Annotated in this window: 22 protein-coding genes; 9 read left to right on the top strand and 13 right to left on the bottom strand. The window is 74.1% G+C overall.

From position 1 onward, the window contains the following. Positions 1-131: 131 nt before the first annotated feature. The gene (locus QF032_RS14585) at positions 132-1,604 is read left to right on the top strand and encodes a glycoside hydrolase family 26 protein (protein WP_307056178.1); all 1,473 of its coding nucleotides are present in this window, start codon (positions 132-134) and stop codon (positions 1,602-1,604) included. A 28-nt stretch (positions 1,605-1,632) separates the two neighbouring features. Here QF032_RS14585 and QF032_RS14580 read toward each other — a convergent pair whose 3' ends face one another. Genes QF032_RS14580 through QF032_RS14540 form a run of 9 tightly spaced genes read right to left on the bottom strand, consistent with a single transcriptional unit; the run spans position 1,633 to position 12,030 of the window. Further along, on the bottom strand, positions 1,633-2,748 hold the full coding sequence (locus tag QF032_RS14580; protein ID WP_307056177.1) for a GNAT family N-acetyltransferase: 1,116 nt from the start codon (positions 2,746-2,748) through the stop codon (positions 1,633-1,635). Continuing rightward, positions 2,745-3,389, bottom strand: a complete 645-nt coding sequence (locus QF032_RS14575; protein WP_307056176.1) for a lipopolysaccharide biosynthesis protein — start codon at positions 3,387-3,389, stop codon at positions 2,745-2,747. Before QF032_RS14575 ends, QF032_RS14580 begins: the two co-directional genes overlap by 4 nt. Beyond that, entirely contained in the window at positions 3,386-4,552 is a 1,167-nt protein-coding gene (locus QF032_RS14570; protein ID WP_307043076.1) for a glycosyltransferase, read from the bottom strand. The genes QF032_RS14575 and QF032_RS14570 overlap by 4 nt, the downstream gene beginning before the upstream one ends. After that, on the bottom strand, positions 4,549-5,289 hold the full coding sequence (locus tag QF032_RS14565; protein ID WP_307043074.1) for a polysaccharide deacetylase family protein: 741 nt from the start codon (positions 5,287-5,289) through the stop codon (positions 4,549-4,551). Before QF032_RS14565 ends, QF032_RS14570 begins: the two co-directional genes overlap by 4 nt. Beyond that, positions 5,276-6,961 (bottom strand): murein biosynthesis integral membrane protein MurJ, encoded by a 1,686-nt coding sequence (gene murJ, locus QF032_RS14560; protein ID WP_307056175.1) that lies wholly within the window; start codon positions 6,959-6,961, stop codon positions 5,276-5,278. Before murJ ends, QF032_RS14565 begins: the two co-directional genes overlap by 14 nt. Then, a complete protein-coding gene (locus QF032_RS14555) occupies positions 6,958-8,280 on the bottom strand; it encodes an O-antigen ligase family protein (protein ID WP_307056174.1) in 1,323 nt (440 codons plus the stop codon). Before QF032_RS14555 ends, murJ begins: the two co-directional genes overlap by 4 nt. 7 nt (positions 8,281-8,287) lie before the next feature. Next, entirely contained in the window at positions 8,288-9,703 is a 1,416-nt protein-coding gene (locus tag QF032_RS14550) for an exopolysaccharide biosynthesis polyprenyl glycosylphosphotransferase (protein WP_307043067.1), read from the bottom strand. Then, positions 9,700-10,875 carry a glycosyltransferase gene (locus tag QF032_RS14545; RefSeq protein ID WP_307056173.1) on the bottom strand — a complete coding sequence of 392 codons (1,176 nt, stop codon included), beginning with the start codon at positions 10,873-10,875 and terminating at the stop codon, positions 9,700-9,702. Before QF032_RS14545 ends, QF032_RS14550 begins: the two co-directional genes overlap by 4 nt. Before the next feature lie 51 nt (positions 10,876-10,926). Further along, positions 10,927-12,030 (bottom strand): DUF3344 domain-containing protein, encoded by a 1,104-nt coding sequence (locus QF032_RS14540; protein ID WP_307056172.1) that lies wholly within the window; start codon positions 12,028-12,030, stop codon positions 10,927-10,929. A gap of 240 nt (positions 12,031-12,270) precedes the next feature. On the opposite strand from QF032_RS14540, the gene QF032_RS14535 reads away from it, so the two are divergent. From QF032_RS14535 to QF032_RS14500, 8 genes are all read left to right on the top strand, one after another. Further along, entirely contained in the window at positions 12,271-12,510 is a 240-nt protein-coding gene (locus QF032_RS14535; RefSeq protein ID WP_307056171.1) for a chaplin, read from the top strand. A 267-nt stretch (positions 12,511-12,777) separates the two neighbouring features. Continuing rightward, positions 12,778-13,632, top strand: coding sequence for a hypothetical protein (locus QF032_RS14530; RefSeq protein ID WP_307056170.1), 855 nt, complete (start codon positions 12,778-12,780; stop codon positions 13,630-13,632). Positions 13,633-13,825: 193 nt separating this feature from the next. After that, on the top strand, positions 13,826-14,113 hold the full coding sequence (locus QF032_RS14525; RefSeq protein WP_307043057.1) for a hypothetical protein: 288 nt from the start codon (positions 13,826-13,828) through the stop codon (positions 14,111-14,113). 170 nt (positions 14,114-14,283) lie between these two features. Further along, positions 14,284-14,784, top strand: coding sequence for a DUF5949 family protein (locus QF032_RS14520; protein WP_307043055.1), 501 nt, complete (start codon positions 14,284-14,286; stop codon positions 14,782-14,784). After that, positions 14,784-15,380 carry a vitamin K epoxide reductase family protein gene (locus QF032_RS14515; protein WP_307056169.1) on the top strand — a complete coding sequence of 199 codons (597 nt, stop codon included), beginning with the start codon at positions 14,784-14,786 and terminating at the stop codon, positions 15,378-15,380. The genes QF032_RS14520 and QF032_RS14515 overlap by 1 nt, the downstream gene beginning before the upstream one ends. A 123-nt stretch (positions 15,381-15,503) precedes the next feature. After that, positions 15,504-16,025, top strand: coding sequence for a hypothetical protein (locus QF032_RS14510; protein ID WP_307043050.1), 522 nt, complete (start codon positions 15,504-15,506; stop codon positions 16,023-16,025). 246 nt (positions 16,026-16,271) lie between these two features. Continuing rightward, a complete protein-coding gene (locus QF032_RS14505) occupies positions 16,272-16,760 on the top strand; it encodes a tyrosinase family oxidase copper chaperone (protein WP_307043048.1) in 489 nt (162 codons plus the stop codon). Further along, positions 16,744-17,610, top strand: a complete 867-nt coding sequence (locus QF032_RS14500) for a tyrosinase family protein (protein ID WP_307056168.1) — start codon at positions 16,744-16,746, stop codon at positions 17,608-17,610. Before QF032_RS14505 ends, QF032_RS14500 begins: the two co-directional genes overlap by 17 nt. A 154-nt stretch (positions 17,611-17,764) precedes the next feature. On the opposite strand, the gene QF032_RS14495 is transcribed toward QF032_RS14500, so the two are convergent. The 4 genes from QF032_RS14495 to QF032_RS14480 form a co-directional block, all read right to left on the bottom strand. Beyond that, positions 17,765-18,088 carry a chaplin gene (locus QF032_RS14495; RefSeq protein WP_307043045.1) on the bottom strand — a complete coding sequence of 108 codons (324 nt, stop codon included), beginning with the start codon at positions 18,086-18,088 and terminating at the stop codon, positions 17,765-17,767. Positions 18,089-18,235: 147 nt separating this feature from the next. Next, a complete protein-coding gene (locus tag QF032_RS14490) occupies positions 18,236-18,511 on the bottom strand; it encodes an acyl carrier protein (RefSeq protein WP_307056167.1) in 276 nt (91 codons plus the stop codon). Continuing rightward, positions 18,508-19,602, bottom strand: coding sequence for an HAD-IIIC family phosphatase (locus tag QF032_RS14485; protein WP_307056166.1), 1,095 nt, complete (start codon positions 19,600-19,602; stop codon positions 18,508-18,510). The genes QF032_RS14490 and QF032_RS14485 overlap by 4 nt, the downstream gene beginning before the upstream one ends. After that, positions 19,599-21,440 (bottom strand): GNAT family N-acetyltransferase, encoded by a 1,842-nt coding sequence (locus QF032_RS14480; RefSeq protein ID WP_307056165.1) that lies wholly within the window; start codon positions 21,438-21,440, stop codon positions 19,599-19,601. Before QF032_RS14480 ends, QF032_RS14485 begins: the two co-directional genes overlap by 4 nt. Positions 21,441-21,552: the final 112 nt, after the last annotated feature.

Here is a 21,552-nt window from a genome sequence, read left to right as displayed (position 1 = left end):
ATATGGGCGATCAAGGCACTCGAAAGCCGTATCGGCGGTGGCACGCTTCCTTTTTGTGTGACTTTCATATGACTGAGTGTCAGTAATGCGCGGGCAGTGCGCGTTACGCGCGAGTGGAGAAAGGAGCAGGCATGGCTCCACGACAGCGACGCGCACGGTCGCGGCGGCTTGCCGTCGTCGCGGCAGCCGTCGCGGCCTCGGCCGCCCTGGCGTCCGGACCTGGATTCGCCGCGGGCGCGGGGGTGGTGCGGGTCGCCGATCCTCCCGCGCCCACCCCGACCGTCCCGGTGCCCGCCGCACCCGTCCCGGTGCCCGCCGCACCCGTCCCGGTGCCCGCCGCACCCGAGCCGGCGCCCGTCCCGACCGTCCCCGCGCCCGTCCCGACCGTCCCCGCGCCTGCCGCGCCCGAACCCGCGCCCGCGGCGGTCGCACCGGCCGTCCCCGCCCCGGCCACGACCCCTGCGGCACCGGCGAGCCCGGCGCAGACCCCGGGCGAGTCCCCGGCGCCCGCTCCGGGCGAGTCGCCTGCACAGACCCCCGCGCCCTCGGCCCCGCCGACGCAGGCCGCCGCCCCCGCCTTCGGCGCCTACCTCGACTACGGAGCCCGCGGCGTGGCCCGCATCGCCGAGCTCAGCGCCTGGCTGGGCGGCTCCGACCTGCGCGTCGGCCACACCTACCTGCCGGGCGACCGGTGGGACAACATCGAGGGCCCGGCCGGCTTCCTCGACGTGTGGGCGGACTGGCGCCGGGAGAAGGACGACCGGATGCTCGTCCTCAACGTGCCCATGATGGAGCGCAACGAGGAGGGCGTCTCCGACTCCGAGGTGCGCCGGCTGCTGCGGCAGGGCGCGGACGGGGAGTTCGATCACCACTTCACGGCTCTCGCCGAGCGGCTGGTCGCGCTGAAGGTGCCGGACACGGTGATCGTGCTCGGCTGGGAGATGAACGGCATCACGTACACCCATCGCTGCGGGCCCGACCCGGAGGCCTGGAAGAAGTACTGGAAAAGGATCGTCACCGCCATGCGCGCGGTGCCGGGCCAGGAATTCAGGTTCGATTTCACGCCGACGCGCGGCAAGGACGCCGTTCCGTGGACCGAGTGTTACCCGGGGGACGACACGGTCGACATCATCGGAATGGACTCGTACGACCAGCCGACCGGTCTGTCCTTCGACGAGCAGGTGAGTGAACCCTACGGGCTGCAGGCGCACGTGGACTTCGCCAAATCGCACGGCAAGCCCATCTCCTATCCCGAATGGGGACTCTTCCGCAACGGCGACAACTCCGAGTACATGCGCCGCATGATCGCCTGGATGGACGAGCACCGGCCGCTGTACAACACGCTGACCGACTACTGCCCGCACGGCGTGTGGCAGTGCGGGCAGAACCCGCGGTCGTCCGAGGTCTACCGTTCGCTGCTGTCCGGCCGCACCGACGAGCCGGTCACCGAGCCCACGACACCGCCCAACACCGACCCGCCCGCCACCGACCCCACCGGCGAACCCCCGGTGAACTGCACGCCGATGGACCTCGGCGACTGGGTCGAGTACTGGCTCGGCGGCAAGCTGTGCATCCGCCTGGACTGGTGGTCGCGCAACGGGTGAACCGATGTGCGGTGGCGGCAGGTCCGCGTCAGGGCCCGCCGCCACCGGCCCGCTCCCTCCGCTGTTCCAGCCGGAGCAGCAGCTCCTTGCCCCGCCGCCGCGCGGCCACGTCGCACGCGACCGCCGACAGCAGCGGGGCGGTACGCCGACGGGCCAGCAGCAGCCGCTGGTTGACGACCGGTTCGGGCCGCCAGTGATGCTTGTACGGCTCGTCGCCGCGCAGCAGGCTCAGCGCGGCGCGCCCACCGTCTCGGGTGTGCTCGGCGCACGCCTCCAGCAGCATCACCGCCACATCCGCCTTGCGCTCCCGCAGACGCGGATGGGCGCCGTAGAGGTAGCCGCCGGCCAGCCGCCGCGACAGCAGCGTCAGATCCACGGCCACCACGTCGTCGTCGAGCCGGAACTCGGTGACCACCGCGGCCCCGGAACGCACCATCGGACCGACCGAACGCACCAGGTGCTCGCAGAACCGGTCGCGCAGGTGCTCGCCCGTCACCTTGCGCCCCTGCCACTGCAGCCGGTGCAGTTCCAGCAGCCGTCGCAGCGCCGCGTCCACCTCCTCCGGGCCCACCGCCTGGCGCTGCACGCCGAGCGCGGTCAGCTTGCGCAGCTTGGCGCGCACCCGCTGGGCCTTCGCCGACGGCAGCCGGGCCACCAGCTCGTCCATCGGCACTGCGGGCAGTTCCAGGCACACCGAGTCGCCGACCCGCTGCCGCGGCCCGCGCCAGTGCTCGTAGACGCGCTCCACCGCACCGCCCGGCCGCACCTCGCGGAAGTCGATCAGCGCGGTGCGTGCGGCGGCCGCGAGGGCCTCGGTGAGCGCGCCGACGGCCGCCTCGCCCCGTCCGTCGTCGACCAGGACGTCCCCGTAGTCGGAGATCGCCCCACCGAGCGGCACGAGCGCGGGCACCGGTCGGCGCACGGCGGTCAGCGGGGCGACAGCCACGAGTTCGGCGCCGTCCCGGACCAGTTGCAGGCGCAGCCGGCCGCGGCGGCCGTACGACAGCCACCACGAGTGCAGCCAGGCGTGACTCTGGAACGGAGTGGCCGTCGCGCACCGCTGGTACAGCCGGTCCCAGGCCGGGGCGAGAGCGGCGAAGGCCTGCTCGTCGGTGACGACCTCGGTGGTGAACGTCGGCTTCACAGCGCCCCGTGGGCGTCGGCGGCGAGGGCCGGCCCGGGAACGGCGGCGGGGCGCGCGCCCTCCTCCTCCCGGCCCCGCTTCGGCCGCACCAGCAGCAGGAGTCCGCCGAGCAGCCCGCCCGCGCTCGCCCCGACCGCACCGGTCAGCACGGGGGACGGCGAGGAGGGACCGGTCGGCTTCACCGCGCGGGCGAACTGCTGGAGTTCGACGTTGGTGGTCGCCTGGGAGTTCTTCGCGTGCTGGGTCAGCGAGCGGGAGACCGCGTTGGCCATGTCGGCGGCCAGGTCGGCGCGCTGCGAGGTCGCCGTGATCGAGACCATCGGGGCGTCCGGCGAGGTCGCCGTCTGCACGCTCTGCTGGAGCGTCCGCACCGGCACTCCGGCCCACACCTGAGCGTCCCCGAGCACCGCGAGCTGGGTGGCGACCCGGCCGTAGGCCTGCGCGAAGCCGAGCGCCGAGGCCGGGTCGGACTTCGCCGTGGGGACGGCGACGACATACGCGGTGGCCGTGTACACGGGCGGCTTGACGGCCCCGTAGGCGCCGCCGAGCATGCCGCCGGCGACGGCGCCGGCCGCGAGCAGGGCCCAGGGCGGGAGCGCCTTGGCGCGGCGCAGGGCGGCGGGACGAGGGTTCTCGGTCATGAGGAACTGACTCCCTGGGGTGTCGGGGAAGCGGAGGACGACAGGGGTGGTCCGGAAACGGTGGTCGCGTACACGTCCATGAGCTGGGCGGCGCTGCGGGCGATGTCGTAGTGGAGCGCCGCCTCGGGGGCGGTGCGCGGTCCGGGCGGCCGCGCGCGGGACTGCGACAGCGCCCGGACGAACGCGCCGGCGCCGCCGGTCACCCGGCGCGCGCCCGGCGCCGCCCGCGCGGGCAGTTGCTCGATCGCGGGACAGGAGGCGTAGAGCACGGGCAGCCCCGACGCCAGCGCCTCCACGACGGCCAGCCCGAAGGTCTCCTCGGCGGACGGCGAGACGAACACGTCCATGGCGCAGACGAGGGAGGGCAGGTCGGGGCCGGCAGAGCCGTCCGCGGCGTAGGGGCGCTCGCCGGCGAACAGGACCCGGTCGGCCACCCCGGCCTCCTGCGCGACGCGCCGCAGCACGTTCTCCTCCGGTCCGCCGCCGACCAGCAGCAGCCAGTGGTCCGGCGGGAGTTGGGCGAGGGCGCGGATGACGACGTCGAAGCGCTTGCCGGCCGTCAGGCGTCCGACGCCGCCCACGACGCGGGCGTCGTCGGGCAGTCCGAGGCGCCTGCGGGTGCGCAGCCGGGCCGCCGGATCGAAGCGGAAGCGGGCCAGGTCGATGCCGTTGGGGACGACCTCGATCCGCGGTTCCGGCACGCCCCAGCCGCGCAGCCGGTCGGCGACCGTGGGGGAGACGGCGACCGTGGTGCGGCCCAGCCGCTCGCTGGCGAGGTACAGCGCGCGCACCCCGGAGGTCAGCGGCCGTCCCTCCATCTGCGAGTCGCCCAGGGAGTGTTCGGTGGCCACGACCGCGCGGACCCCGGCGAGCCGCGCGGCCAGCCGGCCGTAGACGCAGGCCCGGTACAGATGCGTGTGCACGAGGTCGTAGCCCCCGGAGCGGACCACCCGGACGAGCCGCGGCAGCGCGCCCAGGTCGCGGTTGCCGGCCATGCCCAGATGGACGACCTTGACGCCGTCCTCGGCGAGCCCGTCGGCCACCGACCCCGGGTTGGTGAGCGTCACCACCTCGCAGTCGACCGGCAGGTGCCGCAGCAGCAGCCGCAACTGCTGCTCGGCGCCGCCCACGCCCAGCCCCGTGATGATGTGCAGCGCCTTCACCGCAACCCCTCGACGGGACGCCGGCGCAACCGGTGCAGCCGGTATTTCAGGAACAGCCGGACGGTGTGGTCGTCCTGCCCGACATGGACCCGCGGGAGGGCGTGCGGGCCGTTCAGCGGGCCGGGGTCGATCGCGCAGGCGTAGGAGTAGCCGGCCTCGCCCACGGCGTCCACGGCGCGCCGGTCGACCGTGCCGTACGGGTAGCAGAAGCCGTCGACCTCGGTCCCGAGGAGCTCGGCGAGGGCGGCGCGGCTCTCGACCGTCTCCGCCTTAAGGGTGCTGTCCTCGGCACGGGTCAGGTCGACGTGGGTGAGGCCGTGCGAGCCGATCTCGACGCCCTCACCGGCCGCCCGGCGGATGCCGTCGGCGGTCAGCAGGGGTTTGCGCGGGCCCAGCGGGTCCCAGGCGTTGTCGCCGCCGAGCCGGCCGGGCAGCACGAACAGAGTGGCGTTGCAGCCCTGCCGGCGCAGCACCGGCAGCGCCCCGGTGAGGAAGTCGGCGTACCCGTCGTCGAAGGTGAGGCCCACCAGGTCGCGGCCCTCGCCCCGGGCGCGGGCGGCCAGCAGCTCGGCCATGGAGACGCCGCGCAGTCCGCGCCGGCGCAGCCACGTCAGCTGTTTCTCCAACCGCTCGGGGGTCACCGTGATGCGGTAGGGGTCGTCGGAGCAGTCGCTCACGGAGTGGTACATCGCCACCCACGGGACGGGAGCGCGGCGCTTGAGGTCAGGAGCGGCCATGGGAGAGCCTTCGGGTCGCGGAACGTACGGTACGGAATGCGGAGACGATGCCCTGGGCGCCCAGGGCCCGGCCCACCAGCAGGAAGACGACGGTCACGGTGAGGCCGCCGACGCCGAGCCCCTGCACCGGGTCGGCGAACCGGGCGGCGGCGAGGGCCCCGGCGAGGGTCGCGGCCAGCGCCGCCCACACCGGCCGGCTCAGCTCGCCCAGCACGCCCCGGACGCCGATCGGGACGCTGCGCGGACCCATGCCGGCCAGCAGCACCAGGGCGGTGACGGTGATGCCGGTCGCGTTGGCGACGGCGATGCCGTACACGCCCCAGGGGGCGATGCCCCACGCGCCGATCCAGGACGTCACGACGATCCCGCCGGCCATCGCGCCGACCGGGTACCAGGAGCCGCGGCCCCCCGAGAAGTACGAGCGGACCAGCACGCCCACCAGGGTCTGGCCGAGCAGCCCGAGCGCGTACACCCGCATGACGCCAGCCGTCGCCGCCGTGTCCCGGGCGGTGAACGCGCCGCGCTGGAAGAGCAGTTCGATGATCTGCGGGGCGCACGCCACGATCGCGGCGGTGCCCAGCAGCACGATGCACGACGCCAGCGCCAGATCCCGCTCCACCCGGCTGCGGGCCCGTTCGGCGTCCCCCTCGGCCAGTGCCCGCGCGACGACCGGGAAGGTCACCGTGCACACCATCACCGACAGGATCATCGGCATCTGCGCGACCTTCTGCGCGTAGTTGAGGTGCGAGATCGCCCCCGCCGGGAGCTGTGAGGCGAGGAAACGCTCGATGAGCGTCTGGGACTGCCGGCACAGCGCGAAGAGCAGGACGGTCGCCAGCAGCGCGGTGTCCAGCGGCCGGGGCTCCTCCTGCCCGACGGACGCCTCCCCGGCCGTCCGCCCCTTGCGGAGCTGACCGATCAGCGAGGGCAGCTGCACGAGGACCATCAGCAGCCCGCCCACGGCCACCCCGCCTGCCGCCGACCGCACGCCCCAGCGCCCGCCCAGCACGTACATCCCGGTGACGATGCCCACGTTGTAGGCCACGTAGATCGCCGCGGGCGCCACATACCGCCGGTGGGCGCGCAGGGCCGCGCTGCAGTACCCGGCGAGACCGAAGCTCACCGCGCAGGTCGCGGTCAGCCGGGTGCAGTCGACGGCGAGCGCCGGGTCGGGCAGACCGGGCGCGAGGACGTCGACGACCTGCGGGGCGGCGCCGACGAGCAGCGCGCCGACCGCGACGAACGCCAGCGACAGCCGGGGCAGCGTGCCGGCGACCAGCGCCCGCACCGGGTCGCCGGGGGCGCCCTGCGAGCGGCGGGCCAGCGCCATGCTGAACGCCGGGATGAGGGCGAACGCCAGCCCGTCCTCGATCAGCAGGGTGGCCGCGAACTCGGGCACGGTCCACGCGACGAGGAAGGCGTCGGTGTCGCTGCCCGCCCCGAAGAGCCGGGCCAGCGCCTGGTCCCGGACCAGCCCGAGCAGGGCCCCGGCCACGGACAGGGCGGCGGTGACGAGCGCGGCCTTGGCGAGGAAACCGCTGGACGCGGCGGGGAGTTCGCCGGCCTCCCCGGCAGCCTCGGGGGCCGTCTCCCCGGACCGGGCGGCGGACCGCGCGGGCGGCACGGACACGGGCCCGTCCGTGCGGGGTGTCCGAGGAGGCGTCACGGTCATCGGGCCTGCGCCTCCTCGACGCCGCCGGCGCCGACCAGCGCCCACCAGGCGACGATCCCGAAGACGACGGCCGTCAGCACCGTCGACGGTCCGCCGATGTCGGCGTACACGAAGTCGATCAGCTGCCAGACCAGCAGGCCGCAGGCGCACAGCGCGCAGTCGAGGCCGCGGCCGGAGTGCCGGGCGCGCAGCCACCCCCGCAGCCCGCACGCCAGCATCGCCAGCCAAGCGCCCGCGAGGGCGAGCAGCCCGATCAGGCCCTGTTCGGCGAGGACCAGCAGATACATGTTGTGCGGGGACAGCAGCGGCTGCCGGACGAAGCCGGAGCCCGCGCCGTCGGTGTCGCTGCCGGAGGACAGCGCGAGGGAGGCGTGCGCGTCCCGGTGTTCGGGGAAGCCCTTCAACCCGACGCCGGTGAGCGGCTGTTCGGCCCACATGCCGACCGCCGACGCCCACAGGGTGTACCGGTCGGTGACCGACTGGTCGGGGGCGTCCGCGACCTGCGTGATGCTGCTGACGCGTTCCTGGAGCATCGCCGAGCCGACGCCGAAGCCGCCCACCAGGACCACCCCGGCGGCGACCGCCGCCGCGCCGACCTTGAGCGCCCGGCGCAGTCCGGCGAGGGCCAGCTGGACCGTGCAGGTCAGCGCGGTCGCGATCCACGCGCCCCGGCTGAAGGAGAGCGCGAGCGGCGCCAGCAGGGCGAGCGCGGCGGCGGCGGCGACCGCCCGCTGCCGCACCCGGGAGCCGCCGAGCGCCAGACCGACCGCGCAGACCAGCCCGAAGGACACGACGGTCGCCATGCCCATCACGTCCTGCGGTCCGAAGGTGCCGACCGCCCGGATTGTCTCGCCCTGGTAGGAGGCACCGGTCCCGGTGACGAACTGGTGGACGCCGACGGCCCCCTGCCAGCCCGCGAGCCCGACGAACGACCAGGCGAGCACCCGCAGGTCGGCCCGGTCCCGGACCAGCAGCACGACGGCCGCGGGGACCAGCACGAAGATCTGCAGATAGCGGCCGAGGCCGGTGAGACCCGCGCCCGGGGAGGACGCGCCCATCGCCGCGAGCGCGAGCCCCGCGACCGGCAACGCGAGGACCACGGCCGCCGTACGGGACAGCGGGCGTCGCCGCTGCCGCAGCAGCCGCACCGCGCAGAACAGCACGACCAGCGCGGACAGCGCGTCGGCCGGCCCGGCGCCGCCCTCACCGCCGGGGGAGAGGGGAAGTCCGAGCAGGGCGATCACGGCGACCACCGGCAGGACCGGCGACAGCGTCCGGGCGCGGGGCAGCGTCAGCGCAAGGGGCGGGGCGAGGGTCATCGGCGGTTCAGCTCCCGGTCGGTCGCACGAGGGCGGCCGCGGTGCGCAGCAGGATGCACACGTCCTGCCACAGCGACCAGTTGTCGATGTACGCGTTGTCGAAGCGGGCCCGGTCCTCGATCGAGGTGTCGCCGCGCAGCCCCTGTACCTGGGCGAGGCCGGTGATGCCGGTCCGCATCCGGTGACGTGCCGCGTAACCCGGGTAGGTCTCACTGAACTGGCCGACGAAGAAGGGACGTTCCGGGCGCGGCCCGACGAGGCTCATGTCGCCGCACAGCACGTTCCACAACTGGAGCAGCTCGTCCAGCGAGGTCTGGCGCAGGAAGCGGCAGAAGCGGCTCATCTCGCGTTCGCCGGCCACGCTCCAGCGGGTCGCCGACTCGTGCTCGTCGACCGGGCGGTGGGTGCGGAACTTCAGCAGGGTGAAGGGCCGGCCGTCCTTGCCGATGCGCTCCTGCCGGAAGACCACCCCGGGTCCGTCGGTCACCCGCAGCACGGCCGCGCACAGCAGCAGCAGCGGGCTCACCAGCAGCAGCAGCGCCCCGGAGACCACGACGTCCAGCAGCCGCTTGCCGAGGCTGCCGCGCCGCCGGGCGCCCATGTCGAGGCGCCGGCAGGAGAACCCGGCCAGCTGCTCGCGGCTCGCGTACGACGGGGTGTCGGCGTCGACCTCCCACACCGTGCAGCCCGACTCGGCGAGCGCCCGCAGCAGCGGGCCCTGCACACTGCGCACGGCGGGGTGGACGCACAGCACGTCCCGCACGCCGTTCTGGATGAGGGCCCGCTGCACCTCCTGACCGGTGGTCAGCACCGGCAGTCCCTCGCCGCCGCCGGGGCCCTCGGCCACGATCCCCACCGGCTGGACCCCGCACCGCGGATGCCGCAGCACCGCGGCGGCCACCCGCTGCGCGGTCGTGGCGGGACCGATGACGAGTGCGGCGCGCGGCCGGCGCAGCAGCGCCCGGCGCCGGCGCAGGTGCACGACCGCGCGGGTCGTGCAGCCGACCGCGGTCTGTGCCGCGCAGCCGAGGACCAGGGTGCGCGCCGAGAGCGCGTGCGCCGGGTTCCACGCCGCGGCGAGCGCGCCGAGCGCGAGCCAGGCCACCGCGATCCGGCCGCACACGGCGGGCAGTTCGTCCAGCACCCCCGCCTCCGGACGCGGGCGCTGCGGGCGCAGCAGTATGGTCGCCGCCACCAGCAGGGCCACCAGTAACGGGCGGCGCTGCGCCCCGGTCAGGGAGAGTGCGCCCGCGAACGCGGCGAGGCCGTCGGCGAGCAGCAGCGGCAGCGGCGACGCGGGCCGTGCCGGGGGCCGGCGGGCGGGGAACCGGAATCCCGCCGCGCTTCCTCGCCGCGGGATGACCGAGACGGGCGAGTATCCGGCCTGCGCGCCGGGAGAGGGGACGGTGCTTTCCGCAGTCACGAGTGGATGGACTCCCTGCACTCGGTGGGCGCGACCCGCGCCCCTTTGGTGGTCGTGAGCAGCTCGCGGTACACGCCCTCGACCGCCTCGGCCGTGCGCCGCACGTCGTGCGTGGCCAGGACGTGGCGGCGCCCCTGGTGGCCGAGCGACTCGCGCAGCAGCGGGTCGGGCAGCAGTGCGCAGACCGTCTCGGCGAGCGCCGCGGGGTTCTCGGCGGGGGCGAGGCAGTGCTCCGCGAGTGGGGCGGGCAGGCTCTCCCGGGCGCCGTTCACGTCGGTCACCACCACGGGTCTTCCGCAGGCCATCGCCTCCAGCGGGGCCAGCGCCATGCCCTCCCAGCGTGAGGGCAGCACCACCAGATCGGCCGCCTGGTACCAGGGGGCGGCGTCGGCGACGGCCCCCGCGAACAGCACCGACTCCGGTGCGCCGGACCGCAGGCGCGCCGCGTCGGGACCGTCGCCGACCAGTACCAGCCGGGCGGCGGGCGTCCTGGCCGCGATCGTGTCCCAGGCCCGCAGCAGCACGTCCTGCCCCTTCTGCCGGCACAGCCGTCCCACGCACACCACCAGCGGGGCGGCCGGGTCGAGGCCGGGCAGGAGCGAGGCCCGCACGGTGTCGACGGGGGCGGGGTGGAAACGCCCGGAGTCGATGCCGTTGGGGACGACGCTCCATCGTGCGGAGATCCCCGCCCGCAGGCCCGCGGCGCGTTCCGCCTCGCTCACGCACATCAGCCGGTCCGCCCAGCGCGCCCCGAAGCGTTCCCAGGTGAGGGCGAGCGCCGCGGTGGTGCCTCCGACAGCCTCGAAGGACCAGGCGTGCGGCTGGAACACGGTCGGGATCCGGCCGCGCACCGCGAGCCGGCCGGCCAGCCCCGCCTTCGCGCTGTGCGCGTGCACGAGGTCGGGGCGTACCTCGGCGATCAGGCGTGCGAGCCGCCGCACCTCGCCGGGGAGGGAGGGCCCCGGCGACCGTGTCGCCGCCCAGTGCCGGGTCCGCGCGCCCAGGGACCGCAGTTCCCCGGCGAGCCCGCCGGCCGGGCAGGCGACGGTGACGTGCAGACCCGCCGCGAGCTGGGCCCGCGCCAGGTCGGTCACGACCCGGGCGACCCCGCCGTTCACGGGTTGGGTGAGGTGCAGGACCCGGGGCCCGGCGTCGGGTTCTGGCTGGTGCATTGCGCGGATTCCTCGCTCACGGTGGCGCTCGGGACTGCGGGAACGCGCTGATTACTTCTTCCGTGTGTCGACGGCTACGAAGAGCGCCCCGGCCCACGCCGCGTCCCGGTGGGAAACGAGCCGAACGGCCAGCTGGTCACCGCCGTGCCGCAAACCCCTGCGGAGATCGAACACATCGGAGTCGTAGCCGAGTGTGTTGACGTACGCCGGTACACGCGCCGCCGGAGCCTCCCCCGGCTCGCTGATCGTGGAGTTCAACACATCGTCAGATGGATTGACCGGGTCGGTGAGCGCGACGGCCCGCCCGCCACCGGTCGACAACATGAGCGAATCACCCGAACGGCCGCGGTCGCCGTCGTAGGCCACGAGCCCCGCCCGGCCGCCCGCGCCGGGCGCGATGTCCAGCCCGCGCAGCCGGATCTCCTTGCCGGCGGCGGAGCCGAGGGTGTCGAAGCCGTCCCACACCGAGAGGTCGCGCAGCGGCTCCTTCGGGTCGCGGTACGCCACCACCAGCGTCCAGCCGCCCCACGCCCCGGTCGTCGAGCGGCCCATGGCCACGTTCACCTGGGCGACGGTGTAGAGGCCCCGGCCGCTCTGCCGCACCAGCCGGGTGACGTCCGCGGAGGCCTGGAAGGCGTCGGCGCCCTGGGCCACCCGGTGGCCGACGACCGTGTCCGCGAGCACCGCCTTGTACGCCCCGCCGGGCTCGGCGACGAGCACCCTCCCGTTGTCCTTGGGCGGCTTCTGCTCGCCCACGCGCAGGTTGCCGCCCCAGTACAGGCGCGCGTACGTCACCTGTGCGCCCTTCGGCAGACGGACCTCGGCCCGGGAGGAGTTGTAGGTGTTCGGGTCGTCGTCGACGTCGACGTAGAACATGTCGAAGCCGTTGTTGACGCCCGCTCCGCCCTCGCGGACGGCGGGGCAGGACGGCGCCGCGCGGACCGCCGGAGCGGTCCGGCAGCTGATGGCCGCGTTGGCCGCGCGGACGATCCCGCCGTGCTGTGTGGCGTGGTAGCGCTGCTGGAAGGCGAGGCTCTTCGCCTCCGTGGCGGGCGGCGCGCCGGCCGCACGGGCGCCGGACGGCGCCCAGAGTGAGGCGAGGGCGAGGACGCCGACCGTCGCGCGGCGCAACCGCGGACCCAGGGAATTGCGCATGACCGGCAGTGGCCTTTCGTGCGATTTGCTTGCTATAGGCGTGCGGCAGGTGGGGCGCAACTCTAACTTCTGTCCGGATTAATCCGTAGAAACAGGACAAGTGTGTCGGAATGGTGAAGCGAACCCTCCGCCGACATCACTCTTTCGGCGGCACAACCCCCGGCGGTTCCCGCGCGTTGACCTCAGCGCCGGGCATCCCCGCCCAGGTGTTTGTGTCAAAACCCCAAGGAGCACCTCTCCATGTCGCGTATCGCGAAGGGCCTGGCCCTGACCTCCGTTGCCGCCGCGGCCGTCGTCGGCGCCTCCGGCATCGCCGCCGCCGACAGTGGCGCGAACGCCGTCGCCGCGCACTCCCCGGGTGTGCTGTCGGGCAACGTCGTCCAGGTTCCCATCCACATCCCGGTCAACATCTGCGGCAACACGATCAACGTGGTCGGCCTGCTGAACCCGGCGTTCGGCAACACCTGCGTCAACGACTGACGTCACCTCGCCCAGAGGTCACGATGCGTCACCCGTCGAACGGCCGCCCTCCCGCCAGGAGGGCGGCCGTTCGCGTTTGCGAAAAGCGTTACCCCGAACGGGCGGAGTGGCCGCGACACGCTCGGTCGCGCCTTGACAGGCCCCCCACCTGCGGCGGAGTGGGCGGAACAGGGCGTGGGCGGTCACCTCACGCATTCGATCTGTTGCGGAGTGCGACAACTGTTCGCACGGTGGGCATGAGACCCGACGCAATCGAAAGGATTTCCCATGCGTGGCCTGCCCGTACGGCGTATCGCTTCCACCGCTCTGTGCACCTCCCTCGTCCTCGGCATCGCCGCCCCCGCCGCCATGGCGGCCGACCGCGCCGCGGCCCGTGAGCGCGTCGCCGCGGCGTCGGACGCGCCCGTCCCCGGCGCCGCCGCGCTGCTCCCCCAGGTCGAGGGCCTCGGCCGTCTCGGCGCCGTGATCACCCCCGTCACCGACCTGCTCGGAACCGTCCTCAAGGCCGAGGACGGTCAACTCACCGCCGATCAGGCGACCCAGCTCGCCGACGCCGTCAAGGCGGCCGTCGCGAAGATCACCGCCCCGGCGGGGACGACCACGCCGGCCCTGCCCGCCGACCCGGCGGCCGCGCTCCCGGCGACCCCGGCCGCTCCCGCGCTCCCGGCGACCCCGGCCGCTCAGGCGGCCCCCGCGCTCCCGGACGCTCCGGGGCCGGCGGTCTCCGCGCCGAAGCAGACCGTCGCCGCCGACCCGAAGGCGGCTGCCGCCCCGAAGGCTGCCGCCGACCCGGTGTCCGACGCCCTCGCCGCAGTGCAGAAGGCCGTCGACGACCTGCTCGCGGCGGCGACGTCGCTCGACGGCGGCAAGATCGCGTCGGCGGTCACCGGTGTGGTGGACGGCCTGCTCGACCTGCTGGCCGGGACGTTGGCCGGGCTTGGCCTGACCCCGCCGAGCCTGCCCGCCCTCCCGGCGGAGACCCCCGCACTCCCGGCGGAGGAGCCCGCCGCGGCCGTCCCGCCCGCGGCCCCGGCGCTGCCGCCCGCTCCGGCGCTGCCGGCCGCGCCGGCCCTGTCCGTGGGGCCCGCGGCTCCCGCGGTGCCGGTGCTTCCGGCCGGCTGACGGCACCCGCACGGCGGTTCTCCGTATGGCGGTTCCCGGCACATTCCGCACCCCGGCTCCGAAAGGACGCCGGGGTGCGGAATTTCGTGGGGACACGGTTTCCGCATCGGACGGGGCTCGTTAGGCACGGCGTCAGAATTTCCCCTGGTGACTTGCTGTGCCGAGTCGCAGAGTCGCCGATGAAAGGAATCCGATGAAGTCCCTGAAGGCCGCCGTCGTCGTCGCCGGATCCGTGATTCTCGCCGGCGTCGCCGCCCCCGCGTTCGCCACTCCCGCCGACCTCACGCCGACCAGCCTCAACGGCGCGGTGGACACCCTGGCCAGGGGGCCGGTCAACGTGGAGGACGCGCTGCCGTTGCAGCACCAGTCGGACGCGCTCGACACCGAGAACGAGGACTCCGTCCTCCACACCGTGAACGGCGTCGCCGAGGCCCTCAACACCCACAACCCGCTCCTCGGCGGGCTGCCGCTGCAGGGCTGAGAAGCCCGCCGCCGCAGGGCCGGCTCCCGTCACCGACGGGACCGGCCCTGCGCGCTGTTCGAGACCGGTCGAGCGGCCCGTCCCTCGTTCGTGTGGAGCAGCGCACCGCCGTCCCCCGGGCGGGTGAGAACGCGTCCGGAGGTCCTCCGGCACGCCGATAAGGTCGCGCGGTGACCTCAACCCCCAGCGCAACCAGGCCCTTCCGCGTGACCGACCTGGGCACCCTCGTCGTGATGCCGTGGAGCGGCGAGGCTCCCGACGGCGGCGACATGCCCTACCTCCTCGCGTACTCCCTCGGCGACACCCCGGAGGGTCCCGAGGGGACGGCCGTCGCCGTCGCGCGACTGCTCGGCGACAACGGCATGCCCGTCGGCGGCGGAGTCGTCGACGGCACCGAGCGGCCCAGCCTGCCGTTCAGCCTGCTGGTCGAGTCCGGCGCGGCCGTCCTGAACATGCCGGGCCTCCACGCCCAGTGCCTGCCGCCGCGCGAGTGGCTCGCGGCCGTCGAGCAGCGCGGCTATGCCTACCTCGTCCTCACCTGCCGCGCCTGGCCGGAGGCCACCCCCGGACAGGCCGTCACGCCCGAGGCGCTGGCCGCGTTCGCGGGCGCCGAGGAGACCCTGACGGCGGCGGCGCACATCGTCCTGCCCGCCCGCCGCCTGCGCGGCTGATGAGGCCGCCGCAGTCGGCGGCCGTGGGCGGCGGCCGCGCGTTCGCCCTGCTGCTGGTCCTGACCGGCGCGGCCGGGCTGCTGGCTTCCTGGGTCATCACCCTCGACGAGTTCAAGCTGCTGGAGGATCCCGGATTCACTCCGGGGTGCAGCCTGAACCCCGTGGTCTCCTGCGGCAGCGTCATGCGGAGCGACCAGGCCTCGGTGTTCGGGTTCCCCAACCCGATGCTCGGCCTGGTGGCCTACGGCGTGGTCGTGTGCGTCGGCATGAGCCTGCTCGCCCGGGCCGCCTTCCCGCGCTGGTACTGGCTGACCTTCACCGCCGGCTGTCTGTTCGGCGTGGGGTTCGTCTCCTGGCTGCAGTTCGAGTCGCTGTACCGGATCAACGCGCTGTGCCTGTGGTGCTGTCTGGCGTGGGTCGCCACGATCCTCGCCTTCTGGTACGCCGTCTCGTTCGACGTACGGCACGGATTCCTGCCCGCCCCGGCCGGCGTGCGGACGTTCTTCGCCGAATTCACCTGGGCGCCGCCGCTGCTGCACATCGGGGCGATCGGGATGCTGGTTCTGACCCGGTGGTGGAGTTTCTGGACCGGCTGACCGGGCGGCGGTAGCACTATTACGGCAGTCGGGGGATTTGTGAACTGATGCCGTTTTCCGGCTCGTTACCCGGTACGGACGCAACGCCTTCCCGCTCTCCTGTCGAAAGGGACCGTACCCGAGATGAAGTCGACCACCCGAGGAACCCTCGCCGCAGTGATCACCTGCGTGGCCGCCGCCGCGAGTGCCGCCGTCTCCGTGACCCCGGCCGCCGCGATCGGCACGGTCCCCGTCCCGGTACCGCTGGACGGCGTCGAGAACTCCCTCGGCGTGGAACTGCCCACGGTCGGCGGCGAGATCCCCCTGCCGACGCCGGGCGCGCCCGAGGGGCCGCGCTTCGTCGAGGGCCGGTTCATCCCGGACCGGGTCGTTCCGCAGTTGCCCGTCGCCGCCGGACTGCCGGGCCTCGGCCTGCGCGCGCCCCTGCCGGAGGTTCTCGGAGCCGACTTCGACCACGTCGGTCTCGACGCCCCCGCCTCCGACCTCCGTACGCAGGGCCCGGGTCTGGCGCTGGACGCCCCGTTCACCGCGCCCAACCCCGACCGCTTCGGTCTGCCGGACCTCCAGACGCCCCAGGTCGGTGTGATCGCCCCGGTGCTGCAGGCGGTGCCCGGCGCGGACCTCGGTCTGGGCGAGGGACTCTAGACGACCGTTCCCGGGAACCGCCCCACGAATCCCTCCACTCCTCCATGAACCCCTCCATGAGCCGCTGACGAACCGCCACGACCACGGGCCCGGACACCTCGTCCAGGGCCCGTCGCCGTGCCCGGCGCCACGCGGCGGCAGGTCGATCGAGGGCCGGGCGGTGACCAGTCGGCCCATCGGACGGTTACCCCCACGAAGGAATCCACCGGACCACGGGGACGAGCGGACCCGGACGAGGAGCACACCATGGCCGTCAGCGCCGACGCAGTACCCCTGACCGCGCCGTCGGCGGCCCCGGCAAGACCCGCCACGGCGCGCGGCACACGACGACGCGACCTGCTGCGCGCTCTGCTCGGCGCGTCCGCGGCCCTCGCGATCGTCCCCGTCGTCACCGCCACCCGGCCGCGCCGCCGGGCGGACGGCGGCCTCGCGGACACCTCCTTCGACGAGACCTACCGGGGGCGGCGCATCCGGGGGCTCCGCACCACGGCGGGGACCGCGGGCGCGGGCCGTGCCCGGTGGACGGTCACGGTCGACGGCCGTCCGCTGCACCTGATGCGCCGCGCCGACGGCACCTGGCTGAGCATGGTCGACCACTACCGCTCGTTCGCGACCCCGCTGGAGGCGGCCCGGGCCGCCGTCGACGAACTCGGCCCCGGACAGCGGCTGCGCGAGGCGGGCCCGGCACACCACCACGACACGCACATGGGGGGACACCATGGCCTACATCCGTAAGGACGTCAGCACGCTCACCGCCGCCGAACGGCGGCGCTTCGTGAACGCGCTCCTGGAGATCAAACGCAAGGGGGAGTACGACGAGTTCGTGCGCATGCACATCGACCACTACGTCTCGGACGGCGAAGGCGGCCTGCGCAGCGCCCACATGGCGCCCTCCTTCCTGCCCTGGCACCGCAGGTTCCTGCTCGACCTGGAGGAGGCGCTGCGCCGGGTCGACTCCTCGGTGACGGTGCCCTACTGGGACTGGACGCGCCGGCGCACCGCGACCGCCTCGCCCTGGACGGCGGATCTGCTGGGCGGCAACGGGCGGCGTTCCGACCACCGGGTGACCACCGGGCCGTTCGCCTACGCCACGGGCGACTGGACCCTCAAGGAGAACGTCACCGACGGGAAGTTCCTCACCCGGGACCTCGGCCGGGCCGCCGCCCCGATCGACCTGCCCACCGCCGCCGACGTGGAGTGGGCGCTGAAGGACCCGGTGTACGACGTCTCGCCCTACGACTCGACCCTCACCCGGGGCTTCCGCAACAAGCTGGAGGGATGGGGGACCGGCTCCGGCAGCGCCGCCTGGCGCAATCACAACCGGGTGCACCGGTGGGTCGGCGGGGTGATGCTGGGCGGCGCCTCCGTCAACGACCCCGTCTTCTGGCTGCACCACGCCTTCGTCGACCTGCTGTGGACCCGCTGGCAGAGCCGCCACCGCGACCACCGCTATCTGCCGGCCGAACCGCCGGGGCCGACCAGCAGCCAGTACCGACGGGTCGTCGCCCGCCGGGAGATGCTGCCGCCGTGGGACGTGACGCCGGATCAGCTGGAGGACATGTCCCGGACCTACCGGTACGCCTGACGCCCCCGGCCCGGGCCCTCGGTTACCGGGGCACGGCAGGGGGACAGGGGGAGAGCCCCGGCGCTCGAGGTGCCGGGGCTCTCCTGGTGGTGCATACGGTGCGTACGACCGGGATGTACGACCCGGTGTACGCGGGAGGCGTACGGACGACTGCTCAGCCGCCGTAACCGCTGCCGCCGTGGCCGTGCTTGTCGCCGCCCTTGTCGTGGTGGTCGCCACCCTTGTCGTGGTGGTCGCCGCCGACGTTGGCGCAGGTGTTGCCGAAGGCCGGGTTCAGCAGGCCGATGACGCTGATGGTGTTGCCGCAGACGTTGACCGGGATGTTGATCGGAACCTGGACGACGTTGCCCGACACGACACCCGGCGAGCCCACGGCCGCGCCCTGCGCACCCGCGTCCGCCATGGCCAGGCCGGCTCCGCTGACCACCACGGCGCTGGTGCCGAGGGCAACAGCGGCGACCTTCGCGATGCGAGACATCACGTTCTCCTTAAGTGATTCGGTACGTGCGGCGGCAGGGGGCGCAGCCGCACGCCCCGTTCAACGCCGCCGCCCCCGACCGGTCACGGGGCGTCCGTACGGATCACCCTTTTTGAACAGGGAGTAGTACAGACGGGTGGCTAGCCACTACGACCGCAGGCACGCCGCGACGAAGTCGGCCAGGGTCGCTATGGACTGCAGACTGTCCAGGCTCAGGTCCAGCGCGGCCACGTCGACGCCGTAACGCCGGTCGACCGCGCCCAGAAGGGCGACGCCGGCCAACGAGGTGAGGCCGATGCGCGGACCGAACAGGTCGGCGTCGGGGGGGAGTTCCGCGACGAAGGTCTCGTCCAGTCGGGCGGCCTCGGCGATCATCGAACGGATCTCCCGTTCCACCGCGGCCCGGTCCGGGGTGTCGCTCACGCCTCGGTGTCCTCTCGGTCGGATACGTGCAGCCATGCGGGGGGCTCGGGCAGGTCGCCGTGCAGGGACCTGCCGAGGACCGCGCCCGCGGCGGTGTCGGCGGTGTCGGCGGTGTCGGCGGTGTCGTCCGTGCGGCGCAGGCCCGCCTGGCGGAGCAGCATGCGCATCTCGAGGTTGGCGTCCGTCGGGCGCAGCGTCACCCGGAACTCCTCGGCGCCGGCCGCGCGGGAGCGCTCCATCAGCCGGAACAGGAAGGCGGCCGCCGCACCCCGCCCGGCCACCCGGCAGGAGAGGGCCAGCAGCGGCACGGACCGGACGGCGGGAGCGGTGCCGTCGACGAGGGCGGCGCCGATGACGCCGTAGTCGCCGAAACGGTCCGTCATGGCGGCCGTGAACAGCTCGTGTCCGGCCGAGCCGGCCAGCTCGCGCAGCCGGTCGGGGGTGAGGCCGGAGGAGTTCAGCCGGTGTGTGCGGGCGGCGAGCTCCAGCGCGCGCGGGATCTCCTCGGGCATGGCGGCGCCGACGGTGAGGCGCATGCCGCACCGGCGCAGGAACTCCTCGCGGGTGCCCCGGAAGCGTTCGGCTTCGGCCCGGCGGGTCTCCTCGGTGCGGTAGCGGTGCACGCGCGCGCGGGACTCGGGGGTCTCCTCGCGGCCCTCGAAGGCGGCCAGCAGCGCGGGCACCTCCGCGGGGTCGAGGGTGCGCACGCCGGGCAGCAGGGCCTCGACCTCGGCGCGCTCGTAGGGCGAGTCGTCGACCAGGAGCAGGGCCTCCACCGCGATGCCGAGGTCCTTCGCGATCGCGCGCAGCGACTCGCTCTTGTCCTGCCAGGAGACCTGCGGGGCGAGGAAGCGCGCCCGCAGGCCGGGCACGTCGTCCAGCCGGCCCAGAACCGAGGGCGCGCTGCGGCTGGCGATGCTGCTCAGCACGCCGCGGTCCGCCAGCGCGTCGATCGCGGCGAGCATCCGGGGGCGGGGCACGGGCAGCGCGTCCGTGGCCGACTCGACGGCGATCTCGTCCCACAGCGTGCCGTCGAGGTCCCAGACGACGCACTTGACCCGGTCGGGGTCGAAGCCCTCCGTGCCGCTCATCGGACGCCGTCCTTCTCCGGCAGGAACAGCTTCATCGCCAGGCTGGTGGGGTCGAAGCCGAACTTGCGGTAGACCGTGCGCATCGGGACGTTGCCCACGTGCACCCGGCCGACGACCTCGGTGATGCCGTTCGCCAGGCAGAACTCCAGGCCCGCCGTGAGCAGGAGTTCCGCGACGTCGCTGCGGTTGTCGACGGGGGACACCGCGAGGGAGCGGAAGTTGGCGTAGCGGTCGCCGGTCATCGCGTTCTGGTTGATGCTCACCCAGCACCAGCCGACGGGCTCCTCGCCCGGCCCATGGGCGACGATCATGCCCTCCTTCGACTTCTCCATGGCACGGCCGAGCCGGGCCGCCCAGCGCTCGGGGTCGTCGATGGCGTCCTCGCCGAAGGAGACCCGGGCGATCTCCGCCTCGAACCGTCCGATGGCCGGCAGATCGCGCTCGTCGGCCTGACGGGTGACGTAGGGCTGCGCCCGGTCGGCGAGGGCGGCCCGGTCGTCGTCGTTCGGCGGGCGCCAGCCGTGGACGCGTCCGGAGGGGGAGGCGGGGGCGGGGGTGGGCGCCGGAGCCGGGGCGGCGACGACGGGTGCGGGCTCCGGTGCCGCGACGGACTCCGGTGCCGCGACGGGCGTCGGGGCGGGGGCCGCGTCCTGCGGGGCGGACGCGGGCGCCGGTTCCTCGGCCGGGACCAGGCGGCCGGGGCGGAAGGGCCCCTTGCCGCAGTTCGGGCAGCCGTCGGCGCGCAGGGCGGCCACCGACGTCCAGCGGGCGCCGGGGCCGACGCGGATCCGGGCGTCGCACGCCGCGCAGGTGTACTCGCGCTGCCGGGTCCGCTTGTCGCCCGTGTAGAGGGGGCCGCTGAACTCGCCCAGGTGCGAGGGGGCCGTCGAGGTGGTCGTCAGCAGGTGCTGGAAGAAGCCGACGCCGCCGAGGATGCCGCTGCCCTCGTACTCGTTGAAGTTGCGGATGTAGCCGTTGGTGACCAGGCCGAGCGCCATGATCTCCCGCTGCACCTCGAGCATCTCGTCCGGGCTCTTGCCGCCGAAGGAGAAGAAGACGCTGTGCGCCGGACCGGGCCGCAGGCCCTCCACTGCGCGGGAGAGGAAGAGCCGGGCGCCCTCCGGGGTGTACGGCGGGTCGGTCATGGCCACGTCGTGCTGCCCGTGCAGCGCGGCGGGCAGCGGAAGCCGCAGGTCGTGCCGGACCGTCTCCACGCGCGTGCCGAGACCGGCCGCCGTCTTCCGGATGTGGTCGAGGATCTCCTCGGAGATGTCCACGACGGTGACCTGCGCCACGATCGGGCCGCCGAGCACGTCGCCCACCACCGCGACGGCGAGCGAGATCAGGTCGTCGTCCCCGACCAGCAGGAGCGAGCCGCCCGGCAGCGCGCCGGCCGTGAGCAGCGCGAGCACCCGGCGGACCTTGGTCTCGGCCGTGCAGTGCGACTGGTCGATCGCCATGTCGGCGGCGGGACCCGACTCCATCAGCGCGCGCAGCCGCCGTACGGCCTCGTCCAGCACATCGGGGATGACCAGTTCGCGTCCGTCGCAGGCACGGCAGGTGGCGTCGAGGACGAGGTCCATGCCGAGCCGGGCGACGAGCTCCTGACCGGCCTCGGTCAGCCGCGACGGGCGCTGCGTGGTGACGATGCCGCGCCGGCGCAGCTCGTTCCCCAGTGCGGCGACGATCGGGACGGGCAGTCCGGTGGCCCGGCTGAGGTCCTTGGTGGAGGCGGGGGCCAGCCGGCGCAGGGCGCGCAGGACGGACCGCACTCCCGGCGGACCCTCCTGGAGGCGGACGGCGTCCGCGACTTCCGTGAGCACGGACTCGGCGGGCACGGATTCGGCGGTGCTGCTCCCAGGGTGCCGACGCGCGTTGGTCACAATGCTGCTCCAGGCAAGCTGACGGTGGATTGCGGGAACATCCAGTATACGGGCCGGTAGGCGACCG

The organism is Streptomyces achromogenes (genome assembly GCF_030816715.1).
GTDB lineage: Bacteria > Actinomycetota > Actinomycetes > Streptomycetales > Streptomycetaceae > Streptomyces > Streptomyces achromogenes_A.
The sequence above is the reverse complement of the archived record's forward strand: the minus strand, read 5'-3'. Positions and strand labels throughout refer to the sequence as shown.

Coding starts and splice junctions, on each gene's coding strand:
- QF032_RS14530 (WP_307056170.1), top strand. CDS start 12,778: ATGCGTGGCCTGCCCGTACGGCGTATCGCTTCCACCGCTCTGTGCACC.
- QF032_RS14515 (WP_307056169.1), top strand. CDS start 14,784: ATGAGGCCGCCGCAGTCGGCGGCCGTGGGCGGCGGCCGCGCGTTCGCC.
- QF032_RS14540 (WP_307056172.1), bottom strand. CDS start 12,030: ATGCGCAATTCCCTGGGTCCGCGGTTGCGCCGCGCGACGGTCGGCGTC.
- QF032_RS14545 (WP_307056173.1), bottom strand. CDS start 10,875: ATGCACCAGCCAGAACCCGACGCCGGGCCCCGGGTCCTGCACCTCACC.
- QF032_RS14505 (WP_307043048.1), top strand. CDS start 16,272: ATGGCCGTCAGCGCCGACGCAGTACCCCTGACCGCGCCGTCGGCGGCC.
- QF032_RS14555 (WP_307056174.1), bottom strand. CDS start 8,280: ATGACCCTCGCCCCGCCCCTTGCGCTGACGCTGCCCCGCGCCCGGACG.
- QF032_RS14565 (WP_307043074.1), bottom strand. CDS start 5,289: ATGGCCGCTCCTGACCTCAAGCGCCGCGCTCCCGTCCCGTGGGTGGCG.
- QF032_RS14525 (WP_307043057.1), top strand. CDS start 13,826: ATGAAGTCCCTGAAGGCCGCCGTCGTCGTCGCCGGATCCGTGATTCTC.
- QF032_RS14495 (WP_307043045.1), bottom strand. CDS start 18,088: ATGTCTCGCATCGCGAAGGTCGCCGCTGTTGCCCTCGGCACCAGCGCC.
- QF032_RS14575 (WP_307056176.1), bottom strand. CDS start 3,389: ATGACCGAGAACCCTCGTCCCGCCGCCCTGCGCCGCGCCAAGGCGCTC.
- QF032_RS14500 (WP_307056168.1), top strand. CDS start 16,744: ATGGCCTACATCCGTAAGGACGTCAGCACGCTCACCGCCGCCGAACGG.
- murJ (WP_307056175.1), bottom strand. CDS start 6,961: ATGACCGTGACGCCTCCTCGGACACCCCGCACGGACGGGCCCGTGTCC.
- QF032_RS14585 (WP_307056178.1), top strand. CDS start 132: ATGGCTCCACGACAGCGACGCGCACGGTCGCGGCGGCTTGCCGTCGTC.
- QF032_RS14485 (WP_307056166.1), bottom strand. CDS start 19,602: ATGAGCGGCACGGAGGGCTTCGACCCCGACCGGGTCAAGTGCGTCGTC.
- QF032_RS14535 (WP_307056171.1), top strand. CDS start 12,271: ATGTCGCGTATCGCGAAGGGCCTGGCCCTGACCTCCGTTGCCGCCGCG.
- QF032_RS14510 (WP_307043050.1), top strand. CDS start 15,504: ATGAAGTCGACCACCCGAGGAACCCTCGCCGCAGTGATCACCTGCGTG.